At 34.4% G+C, this 18,088-nt stretch carries 20 protein-coding genes; 14 read left to right on the top strand and 6 right to left on the bottom strand.

Translation table 11 applies throughout. The features are described 5' to 3' along the window. Positions 1–90: 90 nt before the first annotated feature. From H600_RS0113970 to H600_RS0113950, 5 genes are all read left to right on the top strand, one after another. Positions 91–1,083 (top strand): alpha/beta fold hydrolase, encoded by a 993-nt coding sequence (locus H600_RS0113970; protein ID WP_026729370.1) that lies wholly within the window; start codon positions 91–93, stop codon positions 1,081–1,083. Between the two features lie 106 nt (positions 1,084–1,189). Continuing rightward, positions 1,190–1,579, top strand: coding sequence for a DUF1398 domain-containing protein (locus H600_RS0113965; protein WP_026729369.1), 390 nt, complete (start codon positions 1,190–1,192; stop codon positions 1,577–1,579). 12 nt (positions 1,580–1,591) lie between these two features. Further along, positions 1,592–2,443, top strand: coding sequence for a ThuA domain-containing protein (locus tag H600_RS0113960; RefSeq protein WP_026729368.1), 852 nt, complete (start codon positions 1,592–1,594; stop codon positions 2,441–2,443). A gap of 11 nt (positions 2,444–2,454) precedes the next feature. Further along, on the top strand, positions 2,455–3,306 hold the full coding sequence (locus H600_RS0113955) for a sulfurtransferase (RefSeq protein ID WP_026729367.1): 852 nt from the start codon (positions 2,455–2,457) through the stop codon (positions 3,304–3,306). An 18-nt stretch (positions 3,307–3,324) separates the two neighbouring features. Next, positions 3,325–4,548 (top strand): ATP-binding cassette domain-containing protein, encoded by a 1,224-nt coding sequence (locus H600_RS0113950; protein ID WP_026729366.1) that lies wholly within the window; start codon positions 3,325–3,327, stop codon positions 4,546–4,548. Between the two features lie 257 nt (positions 4,549–4,805). Here H600_RS0113950 and H600_RS0113945 read toward each other — a convergent pair whose 3' ends face one another. Together H600_RS0113945 and H600_RS0113940 are read right to left on the bottom strand one after the other, a co-directional pair. After that, positions 4,806–5,849, bottom strand: a complete 1,044-nt coding sequence (locus H600_RS0113945; RefSeq protein ID WP_026729365.1) for an RluA family pseudouridine synthase — start codon at positions 5,847–5,849, stop codon at positions 4,806–4,808. Further along, on the bottom strand, positions 5,839–6,459 hold the full coding sequence (locus H600_RS0113940; RefSeq protein WP_026729364.1) for a PASTA domain-containing protein: 621 nt from the start codon (positions 6,457–6,459) through the stop codon (positions 5,839–5,841). The genes H600_RS0113945 and H600_RS0113940 overlap by 11 nt, the downstream gene beginning before the upstream one ends. A gap of 297 nt (positions 6,460–6,756) precedes the next feature. Between H600_RS0113940 and H600_RS0113930 the strand changes: the two genes are divergently transcribed. From H600_RS0113930 to H600_RS0113920, 3 genes are all read left to right on the top strand, one after another. After that, the gene (locus H600_RS0113930; protein ID WP_026729363.1) at positions 6,757–7,728 is read left to right on the top strand and encodes a D-alanine--D-alanine ligase; all 972 of its coding nucleotides are present in this window, start codon (positions 6,757–6,759) and stop codon (positions 7,726–7,728) included. Between the two features lie 151 nt (positions 7,729–7,879). Continuing rightward, positions 7,880–8,338 carry a pantetheine-phosphate adenylyltransferase gene (gene coaD, locus H600_RS0113925; protein ID WP_026729362.1) on the top strand — a complete coding sequence of 153 codons (459 nt, stop codon included), beginning with the start codon at positions 7,880–7,882 and terminating at the stop codon, positions 8,336–8,338. 85 nt (positions 8,339–8,423) lie between these two features. Next, the gene (locus tag H600_RS0113920; protein ID WP_026729361.1) at positions 8,424–9,002 is read left to right on the top strand and encodes a PhnA domain-containing protein; all 579 of its coding nucleotides are present in this window, start codon (positions 8,424–8,426) and stop codon (positions 9,000–9,002) included. 174 nt (positions 9,003–9,176) lie between these two features. On the opposite strand, the gene H600_RS0113915 is transcribed toward H600_RS0113920, so the two are convergent. Further along, positions 9,177–9,623 carry a hypothetical protein gene (locus H600_RS0113915; RefSeq protein ID WP_026729360.1) on the bottom strand — a complete coding sequence of 149 codons (447 nt, stop codon included), beginning with the start codon at positions 9,621–9,623 and terminating at the stop codon, positions 9,177–9,179. A gap of 177 nt (positions 9,624–9,800) precedes the next feature. Then, the gene (locus tag H600_RS0113910; protein ID WP_026729359.1) at positions 9,801–11,159 is read right to left on the bottom strand and encodes a DEAD/DEAH box helicase; all 1,359 of its coding nucleotides are present in this window, start codon (positions 11,157–11,159) and stop codon (positions 9,801–9,803) included. A gap of 271 nt (positions 11,160–11,430) precedes the next feature. Here H600_RS0113910 and H600_RS0113905 point away from each other — a divergent pair, with 271 nt between their 5' ends. Further along, the gene (locus H600_RS0113905) at positions 11,431–13,158 is read left to right on the top strand and encodes a M14 family metallopeptidase (protein WP_026729358.1); all 1,728 of its coding nucleotides are present in this window, start codon (positions 11,431–11,433) and stop codon (positions 13,156–13,158) included. Between the two features lie 202 nt (positions 13,159–13,360). After that, positions 13,361–13,753 (top strand): hypothetical protein, encoded by a 393-nt coding sequence (locus tag H600_RS0113900; protein ID WP_026729357.1) that lies wholly within the window; start codon positions 13,361–13,363, stop codon positions 13,751–13,753. Positions 13,754–14,073: 320 nt separating this feature from the next. Here H600_RS0113900 and H600_RS0113895 read toward each other — a convergent pair whose 3' ends face one another. Beyond that, entirely contained in the window at positions 14,074–14,712 is a 639-nt protein-coding gene (locus tag H600_RS0113895; RefSeq protein ID WP_026729356.1) for an NUDIX hydrolase, read from the bottom strand. A gap of 7 nt (positions 14,713–14,719) precedes the next feature. On the opposite strand from H600_RS0113895, the gene pyrE reads away from it, so the two are divergent. The 3 genes from pyrE to H600_RS0113880 all read left to right on the top strand — a co-directional run bounded on the left by pyrE (position 14,720) and on the right by H600_RS0113880 (position 16,820). Next, the gene (gene pyrE, locus H600_RS0113890; RefSeq protein WP_026729355.1) at positions 14,720–15,364 is read left to right on the top strand and encodes an orotate phosphoribosyltransferase; all 645 of its coding nucleotides are present in this window, start codon (positions 14,720–14,722) and stop codon (positions 15,362–15,364) included. 147 nt (positions 15,365–15,511) lie between these two features. Further along, the gene (locus tag H600_RS0113885; protein WP_026729354.1) at positions 15,512–15,904 is read left to right on the top strand and encodes a hypothetical protein; all 393 of its coding nucleotides are present in this window, start codon (positions 15,512–15,514) and stop codon (positions 15,902–15,904) included. Between the two features lie 262 nt (positions 15,905–16,166). After that, complete coding sequence (locus H600_RS0113880; RefSeq protein WP_026729353.1) at positions 16,167–16,820, top strand: hypothetical protein; 654 nt, start codon at positions 16,167–16,169, stop codon at positions 16,818–16,820. 56 nt (positions 16,821–16,876) lie between these two features. On the opposite strand, the gene H600_RS0113875 is transcribed toward H600_RS0113880, so the two are convergent. Continuing rightward, complete coding sequence (locus H600_RS0113875; RefSeq protein ID WP_026729352.1) at positions 16,877–17,617, bottom strand: biotin--[acetyl-CoA-carboxylase] ligase; 741 nt, start codon at positions 17,615–17,617, stop codon at positions 16,877–16,879. 93 nt (positions 17,618–17,710) lie between these two features. Between H600_RS0113875 and rsfS the strand changes: the two genes are divergently transcribed. Continuing rightward, the gene (gene rsfS / locus H600_RS0113870) at positions 17,711–18,082 is read left to right on the top strand and encodes a ribosome silencing factor (protein ID WP_026729351.1); all 372 of its coding nucleotides are present in this window, start codon (positions 17,711–17,713) and stop codon (positions 18,080–18,082) included. Positions 18,083–18,088: the final 6 nt, after the last annotated feature.

Here is an 18,088-nt window from a genome sequence, read left to right as displayed (position 1 = left end):
CTTTTTTTCTGATAACTTTAAGAGAGTATTCTTTGCATTTCAAATTGGTTAACGGTAATTTTATGCTTTTAACATATAATCTGCTCCAAAATGAAAATTGCAAAGCTTTTATTGTTCCTATTTCCTTTTTTGGCACCTGCTCAAGATTTCAATATCAAGCCTTTAGATATTAATTTAACAAATTACGAATATCCTTTTCCTGTTCAATTTTTGGAATTAAGCAATCAGCGCCAATACATGCAAATGTTTTATATGGATGTTGTTCCTGAAAACTATAACAACAAAAATGTGGTATTGCTTCACGGAAAAAATTTTAATGGTGCGTATTGGGAAACTACAATAAAAGCATTAAACGCTGCTGGTTACCGTGTAATTGTTCCGGATCAAATTGGCTTTGGAAAATCATCAAAACCAGATAATTTTCAATATACTTTTCAGCAATTGGCAGAAAATACCAAAAAATTATTGGATCATCTTGGAATTGGAAAAGCTACTATTCTTGGTCATTCAATGGGTGGTATGCTCGCTACACGATTTGCGTTGATGTATCCAGAAATGACTGAAAAATTAGTTCTTGAAAATCCAATTGGTTTAGAAGATTGGAAATTAGTCGTTCCATACAAACCTGTGGATTGGTGGTACGAATCGGAGCAAAAACAAAATTTTCAGTCGATTAAAAATTACCAAATGGCCAATTATTACAACGGAAAATGGAATGCCGATTACCAAAAATGGGCTGAACTCAGCGCAGGTTGGACAACCGCTCCTGATTACGACAAAGTAGCGTGGAATTCGGCACTTTTATATGAAATGATTTTTACGCAACCCGTTTTATATGAATTCAAAAACATTCAGGTTCCTACGCTTTTAATCATTGGAACAAGAGACAAAACGGCTTTAGGAAAACCCTTGGTTTCTGAAGACATTCAAGCAACAATGGGAAATTACGCCGAATTAGGAAAACGAACTCAAAAAGCAATTCCGAATTCAAAACTGGTTGAAATTCCAAACACAGGACATTTGCCACATATTGAATCTTTTGACCAATTTATAAAACCATTAATCGTATTTTTGAAAGAATAATTTTTAAAAGCCACGAATTCACGAATTACTTTAAATTAATTCTTAAATAAAAATTCGTGAATTCTGGGCGAAAACTTTTATAATAACTAATTTAAAACCACAAACTATGTTTACAATCGAACAAATAAAAGACGCACATGCTAAAGTAAAAAGCGGAGCTGATTTCCCAAATTATATACAAGATTTAATCATTCTGGGCGTAAAAGGATATGACACTTACGTGAATGACGGACATGCAGAATATTTTGGCGTGAACAATTATTCTGTTTCTTCAGATGAAAAATACAGCACCATTTCTGTTGCTTCATCTGTCAACAAAGAACTTTTTATCGAATTTTTGGTAAAACACCAGCACGGAGAAACTGATTATCTGACTTTCTGCAATCATTGCGGACAATGTGGTATCGCAAAATGGCGCGTCGATATTATCGAAATGACTTGTACTTATTTTGATAGTGCCGAAAATGAAATTTTAATTGAAAAAATTCCAAGCTAATTTTAAATAGATATGAAGATTTTCAAGAGAATAAATTCAGTTTTTAAAACAAATATTTTAATTGCCTTTTTGTTGGTTTGCTTTACAGCCTTTTCACAACATAAAAAAGAAAAAACTAAGTTTAAAGTAATTGCATTTTATACTGCCAAAAATGATCAAGCACACATTAGTTTTGTGCATGAAGCCAATAAATGGTTTCCAAAAGTTGCAGAAGAAAATCATTTTGAATACGATTCTACAAGCAATTGGGACAATTTGAATGCAAAATTTTTAGCAAAATATCAAGTTGTATTGTTTTTAGACACTCGACCAGAAACTCCAGCGCAACGCGAAGCCTTCCAAAAATATATGGAAAATGGAGGCGGTTTTATTGGATTTCACTTTTCAGCCTTTGCTTTGAATGATTCTTCGTATGCGCAAAACTGGGACTGGTATCATAATACGTTTTTAGGTTCTGGTGAATACGGAAGCAATACTTGGCGACCAACATCAGCCATTTTGAGAGTTGAGAATCAAGATCCAATCACTAAAAATATCCCAAAAACCTTTAAATCACAACCGAATGAATGGTACCGATGGAGCAATGATTTGACAAAAAATCCAGACATAAAAATCCTTCTGGTGATCGATGAGAGCAGTTTTCCATTAGGAACTGGGCCAAAAGCACATGAAATTTGGCACAGCGGGTATTACCCTGTTGTTTGGACTAATAAAAAATACAAAATGCTTTATGTAAACATGGGGCATAATGATATTGATTATGAACACGGAACGAATAAAAGTTTGTCATACACTTTTGAGAACGAAAATCAAAACAAATTAATTTTGAATGCTTTACAGGTATTTGGAAAATCAAAAAAATAAACTTCTTCAAAATGTCTAAATTGTCATCTCTTATTGATCCTCAAGAATTAATTCAATTGTCACATTCAAAAGCCATTGTTTTAATCGACGCAAGAGCAGGATTAAATGCTCAAGAAAATTACGAAAAAGAGCATTTAAAAAGTGCTCGCTACGTTGATTTGAACAAAGATTTGGCAACAGTTGACTGCAACCCGAAAAATGGTGGAAGGCATCCACTTCCTTCTTTAGAAAAATTCTCCGATGTACTTTCTAAAACAGGAATTTCACCAGAAAGCCATATCATAATTTATGACGACAAAAACGGCTCAAATGCGGCTTCGAGATTTTGGTGGATGCTGAAATCAATTGGACATGAAAAAATTCAGGTTTTAAACGGTGGTTTGCAGGAAGCTATCAAAGCTGGGTTTCCTGTAAATTCAGAAATAGAACAATTTGAAAAAAGCAATTATCCTGTTTCAAATTGGAAATTAGCTGTCGCCGATATTGAAGAGGTCGAAAAAGCACGTAAAAACGATCAAAACATCGTAATCGATGTTAGAGATAAAAATCGATTTGATGGTTTGACAGAACCGCTGGATTTAATTGCTGGGCATATTCCTGGCGCAATCAATGTTCCGTTTAGTGAAAATTTAGATGAAAACGGATTTTACAAATCACGAGAGGATTTAAATGAAAAATATACAGCCATTTTAGGCAATATCAATCCAGAAAATGTAATTGTGCACTGTGGCTCAGGTGTAACGGCCTGTCACACCCTATTGGCAATGGATTACGCAGGAATTCCGATTCCGAAACTTTACGTTGGTTCATGGAGCGAATGGTCAAGAAATGATCGCGAAATGGCAACAAAAAAAATAGAATAATTATTTTAAGAATTTATAATGCAACACTGGGATATACTTTTATCAAATCAGGTAAATAAAAAAAAACTAATCGACAACATATTAAATGGCGAAGCAACTGGAGAATTAGCTGTTTTTAATACTCAAAAAGGAATACTGTTTTCTGATATCGCGATCGAAAAATTCATTGAAAAAGAGTTCCAATATGACAGCGTAGAAGCTTCACCAGAGTCGCACAGACAACTTCGAACTTTTTCGTCTGGCGAACGCAAAAAAGAGTTTTTAAAATACTGCATCAATCAAAAGCCAGATTTTATCATTTTCGACAATCCTTTTGATCATTTAGATCAGGCTTCGAGAGTCGTTTTAGCTGATTCTTTAAAAGATCTCACAAATAACATTGCAATTATCCAGCTCTTAAATCGTACTGTTGATGTACTTGAATTTGTTCCAAACAAAGCTCAAATCAAAGACAATACTTTTGAACTCCATCCATTTGTAAAAAACGAAAATCATTTCAAGACCTTAAACACAACTGCAATTCCAAAAGCAACAGAAGTTCATACTTTTCCTGAAAATGAATTAATAAGACTGGAAAATGTTTCTGTAAGCTATGACGAAAGAAAGATTCTCGATAATATTTCATGGACAATAAAACAAGGCGAATTTTGGCAACTAATCGGGCCAAACGGCTCGGGAAAAAGCACCATTTTATCTTTAATTACGGGCGATAATCCAAAAGGCTTTGGACAAGATTTATTTTTATTCGGAAGAAAAAAAGGAACTGGAGAAAGCGTTTGGGACATCAAGAAACAAATCGGTATTTACACCACCGCAATGATGGATTTGTTTCAAAAAGGTCATACTTTAGAACAAATGATTCTATCAGGTTTCTTTGACCAGATTGGGCTGTATACAGAACCTACAACACATCAAAAAAATATCGTAACACAATGGCTGGAAGTGATTGAAATGACACATCTAAGAAAAAAGCGTTTCATCGATCTTTCTATCGGACAACAAAGAGTTGGGTTAATCGTTCGTGCCGTTTTAAAACATCCGCCATTATTAATTTTAGATGAACCTGTAGAAGGTTTAGACGATGAAAATGTAGATTTGGTAATTCAGCTTATCAATACGATAAAACAAGAAACAAATGTATCTATACTGTACGTTTTACATCGTATCGAATCTGGATTAGCTCCTACTTCAGTATTTGAACTTCTGCCATCAGCAACAGGTTCAACAGGACAAATAAAATAATTGGGCAATTAGAAAATTAGATAATTTGGCAATTCGATAATATCGCAATTATAACACAAAGCACATCTGTAGAGGCGCACTGCAGTGCGCCTACGCAACGAATATCCACAATATGTTAGACGCACTGTGGTGCGTCCTCTACGGAATATCAAATTGATTATAAAAATATCTTAAAAAAAACAAAAAGCTCCATCAGGAGCTTTTTGTTTTTTCATTAAAAGAAATTATCTAATTTTCTAATTGACACATTATCTAATTCAGTTCTCCTCCTCAGTATTGTGCGATTTCACATAATTTTGCCATTTCTCGATACAATCCTTAAAATCTTGAGGAAGTTCAGTATCAAAACGCATCATTTCACCTGTGTTTGGATGAACAAAACCAAGCGTTTTAGCATGCAGTGCCTGACGCGGCAACGCTTTAAAACAATTTTCAATAAACTGTTTGTATTTTGTAAACGTTGTTCCTTTCAAAATCAAATGGCCGCCGTAACGCTCATCATTAAATAACGGATGCCCAATATGTTTCATGTGCGCACGAATCTGGTGTGTTCTTCCTGTTTCCAGTTTGCACGAAACCAAGGTCACGTAACCAAAACGTTCCAAAACTTTATAATGCGTAATAGCTGGTTTTCCAATTTCAGGATCATCAAAAACAGCCATTTGCATGCGGTCTTTTAAATGCCTTGCTAAGTTTCCTTCAATTGTACCACTATCTGCAACGACATTTCCCCAAACTAGAGCAATATACTCGCGTTCTGTCGTTTTAGCTTCAAATTGTTTCGCTAAATGTGTCATTGCTGCTTCCGTTTTCGCCACAACCAAAAGTCCAGAAGTATCTTTGTCAATTCTGTGAACCAATCCAGGGCGCTCACTGCTGTTCATTGGCAGATTTTCAAAATGAAATGCCAACGCATTCACCAAAGTTCCGGTATAATTGCCATGACCTGGGTGTACAACCAATCCGGGTGGTTTATTGATCAGCAAAAGTGCATCATCTTCATAAACGATATCCAGTGGAATATCCTCAGGATCCACCCTATTTTCAAATGGAGGATGCGACAACATCACTGTTATCACATCAAAAGGTTTTACTTTATAATTTGATTTTACCGGAATATCATTCACAAAAATATTCCCATTTGTTGCCGCATTCTGAATTTTATTTCGCGTGGCATTCGGAATCAAATACATTAAATATTTGTCAATACGCAAAAACGCTTGACCTTTAGGCACTTCAAATCTGTAATGTTCGAATAATTCGTCTTCCAGATCTAAGTTTTCTTCAATATTATTGTTCATCTTGTGGGGTTTCTACAGGTGCAGTTGCAGTACTGTCTGCCTGACTATCATCTACATAACTCGCTTTTCCATCTCCTAAAACCAAATCAATTTTAGACGCTTTCAAAACACGGTCTCCTACTTTTAAATTTCTTCCTTTGTAACGCATTTCCAAAACCATATCTTTTCCAAGATTCGGAATATAAGTAATAGTTCCTGGCTCAAGCCCTAAAGCTTTCAATGTTGGAACTGCTTCACGATATGTTTTTTCAATTAAATCAGGAATCTTAACAGATGAAAATCCCGATGCATTAATTTTGATATATATTTTTCTACCTACTTTAACCATCGTTCCCGGCAACGGATCTTGCTCGACAACACTAAATTTCGGATATTCACTTCGGTAATCAACACTGTCCAAAAGCACATAATCTAAATCCAGTTCATCAAGTTTGTCCTCAACTTGCTCTTCTGTCAATTTAGATAAATTTGGAACCGCAATTTCATGCCCATGATCAGTTGTAAAAGTCAACCAATGCATAAACAAATAACCCAAAACTGCAATGATAGCTGCAGCACTTAACAATTGTAAAAAAAATACGCGGCTAGTTAAATACTTACGTAAACTCATAAATTAATTTTTAGATGAACGCAAAGATAAAGTATTTCATTTCAAAAAAAATGATAATTTTGTTTAAAACAAAAATGCTCTGCGATTGTTATTTCTATTAAAAACTAAAATCTTCGGAATTTGGTATTTTAGAATTTAAAATTTCAATTTTTAGGAGCTGTTTCCTGCTGTCCGCTGTATCTTTTGCGCCGAACCCCGGCACAAAAGGATGCCGCTCCCATCAGGGCTAGGGCACTCGGTTTCAAAAGAAAATCTCGATTAAACAAATTAACGATTAAACAAATAAATAGAAAGTCAATGAAAAACATTGCCATTATCATGGGCGGATATTCAAGCGAATACAAAATTTCGCTTATCAGCGGAAACGTTGTATATCAATATCTTGACAAAACAAAATACAACGGATTCCGAATTCATATTTTCAAAGAAAAATGGGTTTATGTAGATGCAAACGACGCCGAATTCCCAATTGACAGAAATGATTTCTCAGTAACTGTAAATGGCGAAAAAATCACTTTTGACTGTGTTTTCAATGCCATCCACGGAACCCCAGGAGAAGATGGATTAATGCAAGCTTATTTTGATTTAATTGGCCTGCCACAATCATCTTGCGATTATTACCAATCGGCTTTGACTTTCAACAAAAGAGATTTGTTATCCGTTTTAAAACCATACGGAATCAAAACGGCAATTTCATATTACCTAAACAAAGGAGACGAAATTAACACAGCCGAAATCGTTAAAAAAGTAGGCTTACCATGCTTCGTAAAACCAAATAAAGCAGGTTCTAGTTTCGGAATCTCAAAAGTAAAATCTGAAGCTGAACTTCCAATTGCAATTGAAGTCGCTTACAAAGAAGACAACGAAATTATCATAGAAAGTTTCCTTGATGGAACTGAGGTTTCAGTTGGCGTAATCAATTACAAAGGAGAAATAAAAGTATTGCCAATTACAGAAATTGTATCAGACAATGATTTCTTCGATTACGAAGCAAAATACGAAGGAAAATCACAAGAAATCACACCAGCGAGAATCTCTGATGAACTGACACAAAAAGTTGGAGAAACAGCAAAACGTGCCTACGAAGTTTTAAAAATGAAAGGTTTCTCAAGAAGCGAGTTCATTATTGTGAACAACGAACCATTTATGCTTGAAATGAATACAATTCCAGGTTTAACAACCGAAAGTTTGATCCCACAACAAGCAAAAGCAGCGGGAATTTCTCTTGAAGAATTATTTACAAATGCAATAGAGCTAGCGCTCTCTTAAAGGTGCTAAGATACTAAGATGCTAAGGTTCTAAGATCTTAGCATCTTCTTTTTTCAAGCGCATATTGTCAGGCTGAGCGAAGTCGAAGCCTCTTCCATTAAATAAAAACCTTAGTACCTTAGCCACTCAGAACCTTAGAACCTCAAAAAAAATGCGAAAAGCCATATTCCCAGGATCCTTTGACCCAATTACTTTAGGACACGAAGACATCATCAAAAGAGGAATTCCTTTGTTTGATGAAATTGTAATTGCTATTGGTGTCAATGCCGAAAAAAAATACATGTTTTCATTAGAAGAAAGGAAACGTTTTATTGAAGAAACTTTTAAGGACGAGCCAAAAGTTTCGGTTATTACTTATGAAGGATTAACAATCGATTTGGCGAAAAAAGAAAAAGCGAATTTTATTCTAAGAGGTCTTAGAAATCCTGCCGATTTCGAATTCGAAAAAGCAATTGCGCACACCAACAGAAAACTTTCAAAAATCGAAACCGTATTTTTATTGACTGCAGCTAGTACTTCATTTATCAGTTCTAGTATTGTACGCGATGTATTGCGCCATGGAGGTGAATACGAAATGCTGGTTCCAGACGCTGTAAGGGTTAAGAAATAAAATTAGTTATCAATCTTTAAAATTTAATATTTGTAAGCGAAGCAAATTATAAGTAATTTCGCATTTTTAAAATAAACGAGAAATAATGAGCATCGAGAGAGAATTAAGCAAACGTAGCGGATCTAAATGTGAACTTTGCGGAAATGAAGAGAATTTAAAAGCTTATCAAGTCCTGCCAACAAGAAAAGGCGGAATTGATGAAGCTGTATTTGCCTGTAACACTTGTATTGATCAGATTGAAAATCCAGACAACGTAAATGTAAATCACTGGAGATGCCTTAACGACAGTATGTGGAATGAAAATATTCCAGTTCAAGTGGTAGCATGGAGAATGTTAAGCAGATTGCGCGCTGCAGGATGGCCTCAGGAATTACTTGACATGATGTACCTAGACGAAGATACGCTAGAATGGGCAAAAGCAACTGGCGAAGGCGAAGACGACGAAAACAAGCTCGTTCACCGCGATAGCAACGGAGTGGTTTTACAACACGGAGATTCTGTAGTTTTAATCAAAGATTTAAAAGTAAAAGGATCAAGCATGGTTGCCAAACAAGGAACTGCTGTTAGAAACATTCGCTTAGACCACGAAAATGCTGAATATATTGAAGGAAAAGTTGATGGTCAACAGATTGTGATTATCACGCAGTATGTCAAGAAAATATAGTTGTTTTTAGTAACAAAGAGACAAAGTTACATAGGGACAAAGGTATTTCACTTAAAACCTCAATTTAAACAAAAAAGCTGTTCAATTATGAACAGCTTTTTTTATGTCAATAAGTAACAAAGGTTTAAAAAACTCTGTCCCTTTGTAACTTTGTAACTTTGAACCTTAAAAAAATTACTTCTGGAATAATTTACTAATTTGATCTCTTACAAATGGCTCCGAAACGCTGCTTGTTGCAGAAGTTGCTTCTTTGCTTGAAACCATAAACTGAACTGTAGCTTTCTCAGGAATAACACTTCCTACGTAGTGTAACCAGATATAGTTGTTTGGCAATTCTAATTTAATATCATACAATGGATTTGCTCCAAAACCATTCATAATGATAGTGTAAAGATTTGCGTAATCGTTATTCACATTTTTGAATGAAAATTTTCTCAAAGATGAAGAATCGTCATCGTTTTGAATACTAGTGTAATACACTGTGTACTCGTCTCCAATTTTTTGAATGTAATTGTTATTTACTTTTCCTAATTTTTCAACTGGAACTGTTTCAAGAACTTTAATTTGTGCAAATGAAACAAAACTTAAAAACAAAGCAGCAACGGTAATAATGTTTTTCATAACAGATTTGGGGTTTACAATTTTACTGTAGCAAAAAAACATAGAAATAATGAAAAAATCGCTATCAAATCATTATTTTTTTAACACAAAATTGTAAAACTTAATTCAAATTTTACAAAACACTGACAAACAACATAATAAGACAAATTTTACACACCTGTCCTATTTTTCCTCATACTAATATTTCTTGTTTTTATCTTCTTCCTTCTTCACGACATTGCGGGCAACTTCAATTTTAAACTTTTTGCCTTTCATTTTTTCGTCTTTAATATTCTTCAAAAGATCTTTTACTTTATTGAATTTTACCGCCGCAAACGAAACAAAATCTTTTACTTCGATCAATCCCAAATCATCTTTTTCCAGTTTTCCTTTTTGAGAAAAGAAACCCACGATGTCAAATTTATTCAGTTTTGTTTTCTTTCCGCCACTGATATAGATTGTTTGAAATTGCGGTGGTTTTGGCAACGAAGCTTTTCCTTCAACGTCCAAAACTTCCATTTCGTAATCAATATAATCCAATTGTTTTTCACTTTCGTGAATAATTACATAAGCCGTTCCAGTTGCCTGCATACGAGCCGTACGCCCATTTCTATGTGTGAATTCGTCTTCTTTTAATGGCAAATGGTAATGGATAACGTGTTTCATTTCTGGAATATCCAATCCACGTGCAGCCAAATCAGTTGTCACCAAATAACTGATGCTTCCGTTTCTAAACTGAATCAAAGCGCGCTCTCGTTCGTCCTGATCCATTCCACCATGATAATAAACAGAATAAATGCCTTTTTCATTCAAAGTGTCGCTAATTCGTTCCGCGGCATCTCTATGATTACAAAAAATAATAGCCGATTCTGATTTTAACGAACAAATCAAATTAAATAAACTTTGTAATTTATCTTTTGCTGGTGAAATCACCATTTTCATCGAAAGATTTGTTTTTTCCTCTTCTTCAGGAATAAAATCCAAAACAACAGGATTTACAACTTTAGTATATTTCGGAATTTCAATATCTGAAGTTGCTGAAACCAAGACTCTTTTATTGATTTTCGGCAATCTTGCAATAATAAAAGACATTTGCTCATGAAAGCCCAATTGCAAAGATTTATCGAACTCATCTAAAATCAGCGTCTGAATTTTATCTGTTCTGAACGTTTCTCTATCAATATGATCGGCAATTCTTCCCGGAGTTCCAATCAAAACTGCTGGCGGATTGCTTAAATTCTTAATTTCAGTATCAATCGAATGTCCGCCATAACAAATATTAACTTTGTACTGCGTTCCCATTTTTTTCCAAACCTGTTCAATCTGCAATCCAAGCTCGCGCGACGGAACTAAAATCAAACATTGCACTGATAAAATCTCAGGTTGCAACAATTCTAAAATTGGAAGCAAAAAAGCTAACGTCTTTCCAGAACCTGTTGGAGAAAGTAATAACGTATTGTTTTCGTTTAAAATAGCATCATGTGCCATTTCCTGCATTTCGTTCAGGCTCTCAATCCCTAAATTCGAAAGTATATCGTTGGAATGGTGTTTTTTCATGCTGCAAAAGTAATTAAAAGGTTTCAAGTTTCAGGTTTTCTTTGTTTCAAGTTTATGAAGCGCAATGACACAAAGAAAATCGGAAGAGTAATAAAGATTTATTCTCTCGCAGATTTTGCAGATTGAGCAGATAAATTTTAAATAAATAAAAAATCCGCGCTATCTGCAAATCTGCGGGAGATTAATACCCGCAAAGTTCGTTAACCTGAAACTTGAGACTTGAAACAAATAAAACTAAATCATATATTTGAATCCTATTAAAAACCAAATCATGAAACGCATTACATTTCTCTTTTCACTTTTCACTATCACTCTTTTCGCTCAAAACAACAAAAAATACGATACGTTTTTTGAGAAAGGAAACGGAAATCAATCGGCATCATATCAAGAGACTATTGCTTATTTTAAGATGCTAGCAAATGATTTTCCGACCATTCAAATGAAAGAAATGGGTTTGACAGATTCTGGAGAACCTTTGCACATGATTACGTTTAATCCTGACGCAGTATTTGATTTTGATAAAATTCAGAAAACCAAAGCTGTTTTATTTGTCAATAACGGAATCCATGCGGGAGAACCAGACGGAATCGACGCTACAATGCAATTTTACAGAGATTTAGCAACGGGAAAGATGAAAGCGCCAAAAAATACTGTTTTGGTTACGATTCCAGTTTATAATATTGGCGGTGCTTTGAATAGAAATTCTACAACGCGCGCCAATCAAGACGGACCGGAAATTTATGGTTTTAGAGGAAATGCTCGAAATTACGATTTGAATCGAGATTTAATGAAATCGGACACTCGAAATACAAAAAGTTTTGTCGAAATTTTCCAGAAAATAAATGCAGATGTTTTTATCGACAATCACGTGAGCAATGGTTCTGATTATCAATACAAACTGACTTATATTATGACGGAACATAACAAACTGGGGAAAGTTTTGGGCGATTTTATGAACGATGAAATGATGCCAGCTTTGGTAAAAGATCTTCAGAAAAAGAAAATCGAAACTACTCCGTACGTTGATTCGTTTAAAGATACTCCAGATAAAGGTTTCGGGCAGTTTGTCGACAGTCCGCGCTACACGACGGGTTATACTTCTTTGTTCAACACAATTGGTTTTGTGGTGGAAACGCACATGCTGAAAAAATATGCCGAGCGCGTAAAAATGACGTATGAATACATGAAATCGACTTTGGATTTTACCGATGCGAATTATCAAAAAATAAAAGATTTAAGAGTAAAGAATTTAGAACAATATCAGCCAAAGAAAAAATACACTTTGCAATGGCAATTAGACAGCACAAAAGCGACTACTTTTTCGTTTTTAGGATATGAAGCTTCATACAAAAAAAGCGAAGCCACAACAGGCGATCGTTTGTATTACGACCGAAGAAAACCTTATAAAAAAGACGTTCCGTACATCAAGGAATTCAAATCACTGAAAGATGTTGTTATTCCGTCTGCTTATATCATTCCAAGAGGATATTGGAATATCGTTGACCTTTTGAAAAACAATAATATCTCATTCAGACAAATTAAAAACGACACGATTATAGAAGTCGAAAGTTACAGAATTGCCGATTTTAAAACTGTTCCATCTGCTTACGAAGGACATTACTTGCACAGAAACACAACTGTAACTTCTAAAATGGTTAAAATAGCTTTCGCAAAAGGAGATTATTATGTTCCAACAAGTCAAAAAGGGGTAAAATATTTAATTGAAGCTTTTGAACCAGAAGGTGTTGATTCGTTTTTTAACTGGAATTTCTTCGACCCAATTTTACAGCAAAAGGAACATTACTCTGAATATATTTTTGAAGATACCGCTGGACAACTTTTAAAAGATAATCCAGCTTTAAAAGCAGAATTGGAAACCAAAAAACAAAACGACCGCGAGTTTGCTAAAAATGCTGAAGCGCAGTTAAACTGGATTTACAAACATTCTGTTTATTATGAGAAGGCGCATTTGCAGTATCCTGTTTATAGGGTTTTATAGATTTTTTTAAACCACAATCCCGATAGCTATCGGGATTGTGGTTTTTTAATTTAGATTGAGTTGAGCAAACGCTAAGATCGCATATAGAACTTTCACATTTTTTTAGCTCGACTACGCTAATTTACAATCCCTACCAATAAACAAATCGTCAACTAGTGTAAACATTGTGCTAATCAACGCATAAAATTCAATTATATTAAAAATGTATATTCAAATTAATGAAAGAGCGACAATGACAAACAAAATCCTAAAACCAATATTCATTTCTTTTATTCAATTCATTCTATCGGTGATAACATATAAGGCAATTGTCCGACTTTATCCAATACCACACAAATCTGTTGGGTTTGGATTAACGATTTTTTTCACTGGAATTTTTTTCAATCTCGCTATTCTTTTATTTAATTTTTATTTAGCATTTTTTAAAAAGAATATTTATTGGGTCGCATTAATACTTTTCTTTTTGGTCGCTGTTTTTCCATTTGAGGCTTTTAACGAAAAACCATTAAGAAGTTTACTTTTAATTTTAATCGCTTTCTTTGGTTTTCTATCTTCTTTAATACTAAACAAGATATTAACTAAAAAAGAACAATAGATTGGATTTGAAACCCCCAGCTAGCGCGAGCGTCCCGCTCGTGAACGAAATCAAAATCAATTCAATAAAAATTTAAAAAAGTAATCATGAGCGGGACGCTCGCGCTAGCGAAAAACTTGAAACCTGAAACTCGAAACTTAAAACCTGAAACAAAATTAAAGACAAAGTGAAGCTCCGCGTGAGGGATAGAAGCAAGCTACCGAAGTAGCGCGGATAGCCCGACAGCAATAAAAAAAAGACCCAATGAACGCAAAGTTGATTGGGTCTTTTTTTTTATTGCTGGCACGCCATTATTTTAAAGATGCTGAGGTGCTAAGTTACTAAGATTCTAAGTTTTCTTTTTTTGTCTTTAAATCTACAGGAACTTTTTTTTCTTCTTCAAACAATAATTTAATGTTTTCGTAAGAATTTTTAAGCGCTTCTTTGATTTGTTCTGGATTTAACCAGGCAACTTTTTCGATTCCTTCTTCTAATTGTCCGTGTGGAGTTCCTTCAAAATCAGATTGCATTTCGAACCAGTGCGTGATTTTGAGCTTGTATTTTCCGTTGCGTTTAAAGATATGATAGGTTTTTTGAAGTTTATTCGTAATACGAAGCTTGTTTACTCCTGTCTCCTCCTCTACCTCACGCATAGCCGTCGCCTCGATGTCTTCCCCTTTCTCGATACCGCCTTTTGGCAGGTCCCATTTTCCGTTTCTAAAGATAAACAAGACTTCGCCTTTCTTATTGTAGACAAAGCCTCCGCCCGCTTTATTCACCGGAATTTTGGCCTTCAGGGTTTTCATCATTTCACTTTCGTCGGGATGATATAGAATCGCTTTTTGAATTTTATTTTGAAAAATTTTTATAATAAGCTGTTCGATATCAATACTCTCCAACAAGAACAATTGGAAATCTGTTTCCTTCGAGATTTCATTTGTCAAAAAAAGTGGTTTGTCGTTTACAAAAACTTTATACATTTGTACTATGATTTTTAATAAAGATACTGCCGAAAAAACAGCCGAATTGCTTTTGCAAATAAATGCAATTAAATTGAATCCCGAAAATCCTTTTACGTGGGCTTCTGGTTGGAAATCTCCTATTTACTGTGATAATAGGTTAATTCTTTCATTTCCGAGCATCAGAAACTATGTTCGTGATGAATTTGCTAAAAACATTGAAAAACAATTTGGAAAACCTGATGTGATTGCTGGTGTTGCTACTGGAGCGATTGGCGTTGGAATTTTGGTTGCCGAAAGTTTAGGACTTCCTTTCGTTTATGTACGCCCGGAGCCTAAAAAACACGGCAGACAAAACCAGGTGGAAGGTTTTTTACAAAAAGGTCAAAATGTTGTAGTTGTCGAAGATTTGATTAGTACTGGAAAAAGCAGTTTAATGGCTGTGGAAGCTTTAAGAAGCGAAGGTGCAAATATAAAAGGCATGGCTGCGATTTTCACCTATGGCTTTGGTGTTGCCGAAGAAAATTTCAAAGAAGCTAATATTGATTTATTCACTTTGAGCAACTACGAAAATCTTTTAAGCTTAGCGGTTCAAAAACAATATATCACCGAAGATCAACAATCGACTTTATTAGAATGGAACGCGAGTCCATCGACTTGGGGACAGGACTAAATTTTAGATTTTAGATTTTCAAAAAGTTGCTCCTTTAGAATTCATCTAAAGTTTTAGCTTTGTGAACTTAGCGTTTATTTATAAAACCTTAGTATATTAAAAAAATCTTAGCGCCCTTTGCGTTAAAAATAAAAAAACAAAAACAATATGAACTTAGAAAGTCCAAAAGTTACTGTTCAGAAATCGGCTCAGGATTTATTTGACCAACTGACTGATGTAAAGAATTTCGAAAAATTAATGCCAGACAACATCGCTAAATTTGAAGTGACTGGCGAAGACGCTTTTATTTTTGGATTGAAAGGGATGCCGGAAATCAAATTAAAAATGAAAGACAAAGTAGCTCCAAACAAAATCGTTTTGGGCGCTGCTAGCGATAAACTTCCGTTTACTTTGACTTCAAACATTGATAGTGTTTCTGACTCAGAAAGTGCTGTTCAATTATTTTTTGAAGGCGAATTCAACGCTATGATGGCAATGATGATCAAAGGGCCAATCAGCAAGTTCATCGAGACTTTAGCAAACAATATGCACAAACTTTAATAATGGTTAATTATTAATTGTGAATTATAAATGAAATGCCCGATAAATTATCGGGCATTTTTATTTAGAAGAAATGACAAACATAATATTAGACGCACTGCAATGCGCCTCTACAGAAAAAACTTAGCAACTTAGTATCTTAGAACCTTAGCATCTTTAAAAAAAAAACACTTCATCCTCAAAAAACCACAGTTCGGCAGCAAAAATTATTTTCCGTTGAAATATTGATCGAAGTTTGAATCATCAAACTAAACATATCAAAATGGAACCAGCTATTAAGATTTTAATTTACATTCACGCATTTTTTGGAGGAATTGGGTTAATTACCGGAATTGGAAGCATCGTTGTCAAAAAAGGCGGAAAACTGCATAAACGAATGGGGAAACTGTTCTCTATCGGAATGATCACTAGTTCACTTATTTCACTTCCAATTTGTTGGATGCCGAATCACCAAAACATCTTTTTATTCCTTATTGGATTATTTACGATTTATCTAGTAATTTCAGGAAACCGAGCTTTAAGCTTCAAAACAAAATCAAAAGCCGATTTGCTAGACAAACTCATTTCTGGAACAATGCTTTTCTTTTCTGTAGTAATGATTTCGATTGGCTTCTACTGTCAGATAAATTCAATTGCAAACGGAATATTATTTACATTTTTCGGCGGATTTGGACTTTTTATGACCATAAAGGATTTTATCTTTTTCAAAAACTTCTCAGAAACCAACAGAAACTGGCTTTCTAAACATATCGGAAAAATGATGGGTGCATTAATCGCCTCAATAACAGCATATATTGTAGCAGGATTAGGAATTGGTAGTTTGATTGCCTGGATAACACCATCAATCTTAGGCACATTCTATATTATTTATTGGAACAGAAAAATAGAACCAAAAGCAATAATCAATCCGAGCTAAACAGTTGCGATAAGAGAAACCTTAGCAACTTAGAATCTAAGCGTCTTAGAGACTTTTTAATAAAGCATCTGAATTTCTTTAATCTCAAATTCTGCAACCGAATCATCTTCCAATAAAACTTGCAATTTTCCAATCGAAGAAACACCTTGAATGATTCCCATAAAGTTTTGTCCAGAGGAATTCGGATGCAGATTTTTAAAAGGCATTGGAACACCTTTTCGGAACAATGTATTAAAATATTTGTCCCAAAAGTCAGCAGCATTATTTTCCCATGAATTGATTTTCTCTTTGATTTTTTCAATAATCAATTCCGGCAGAATATCTTTGTTTATAGAGTTGCCCAAAATAACTGCCAGTGAAGAGGCATTTGGCAATTCAGTAAAATTAGTTTGATTGACATTTAGTCCCAATCCCACAACTGACACGATTCTGCCATCACTTTTAATGGTATTTTCAATTAATATGCCACCAATTTTTTTATTGTATGACATAATGTCGTTTGGCCACTTTATGCTTAATTCAGGAATATTAAACGATTTTAAAACATCAACAACACTCAATGAGACAATTAAACTTAAATTAAAAACCTGTTCATGATCAAATACAAAATCTTTAACCAAGGCACTCATAATTAAGTTTTTACCCGATTCCGACTGCCACTTCGATCCCATTTGCCCTTTCCCTTTTGTCTGATTTTCAGCCGTTACCACTGTAAAATTCTCGAGTTTATCTTGGCTTGACAATACCTTCAGAAAGTCATTTGTAGAATCTATGGCATCGAGTTTGATTAGTTTCATCTAAATAATTTAAATTAACTTAATTTAATATTTTGTTAAGGTTCAAAAATAATCACAAATTTTGGTAACTTTACAAATTCATAAAAATAATTCATGGCGAAAAAGACTATTAATAATGATGTTCTATTGGCGAACATAATCAAAGGGATTGAAGAAGTAAAAGGGAATGATATCGATATTCTTGACTTAAGAGATATAGATACAGCTGTGTGCGACTATTTTGTTATTTGCAACGGTACTTCAAACACTCAAGTTAACGCCATAGTAAACTCTATACAGAAAACAGTATCTAAAGACTTAAAAGACAAACCTTGGCACGTAGAAGGAACCGATAATGCAGAATGGGTCCTGATGGATTATGTGCATATCGTGGTACATGTTTTCCAGAAACACATTCGTGAATACTATAATATCGAGAGCCTTTGGGGTGACGCCAAAATAACTACAATCGAAAACAAATACTAAAGAAAA

Origin of the sequence: Flavobacterium denitrificans DSM 15936 (genome assembly GCF_000425445.1) — a bacterium.
Classification (GTDB): Bacteria; Bacteroidota; Bacteroidia; order Flavobacteriales; family Flavobacteriaceae; genus Flavobacterium; species Flavobacterium denitrificans.
The sequence above is the reverse complement of the archived record's forward strand: the minus strand, read 5'-3'. Positions and strand labels throughout refer to the sequence as shown.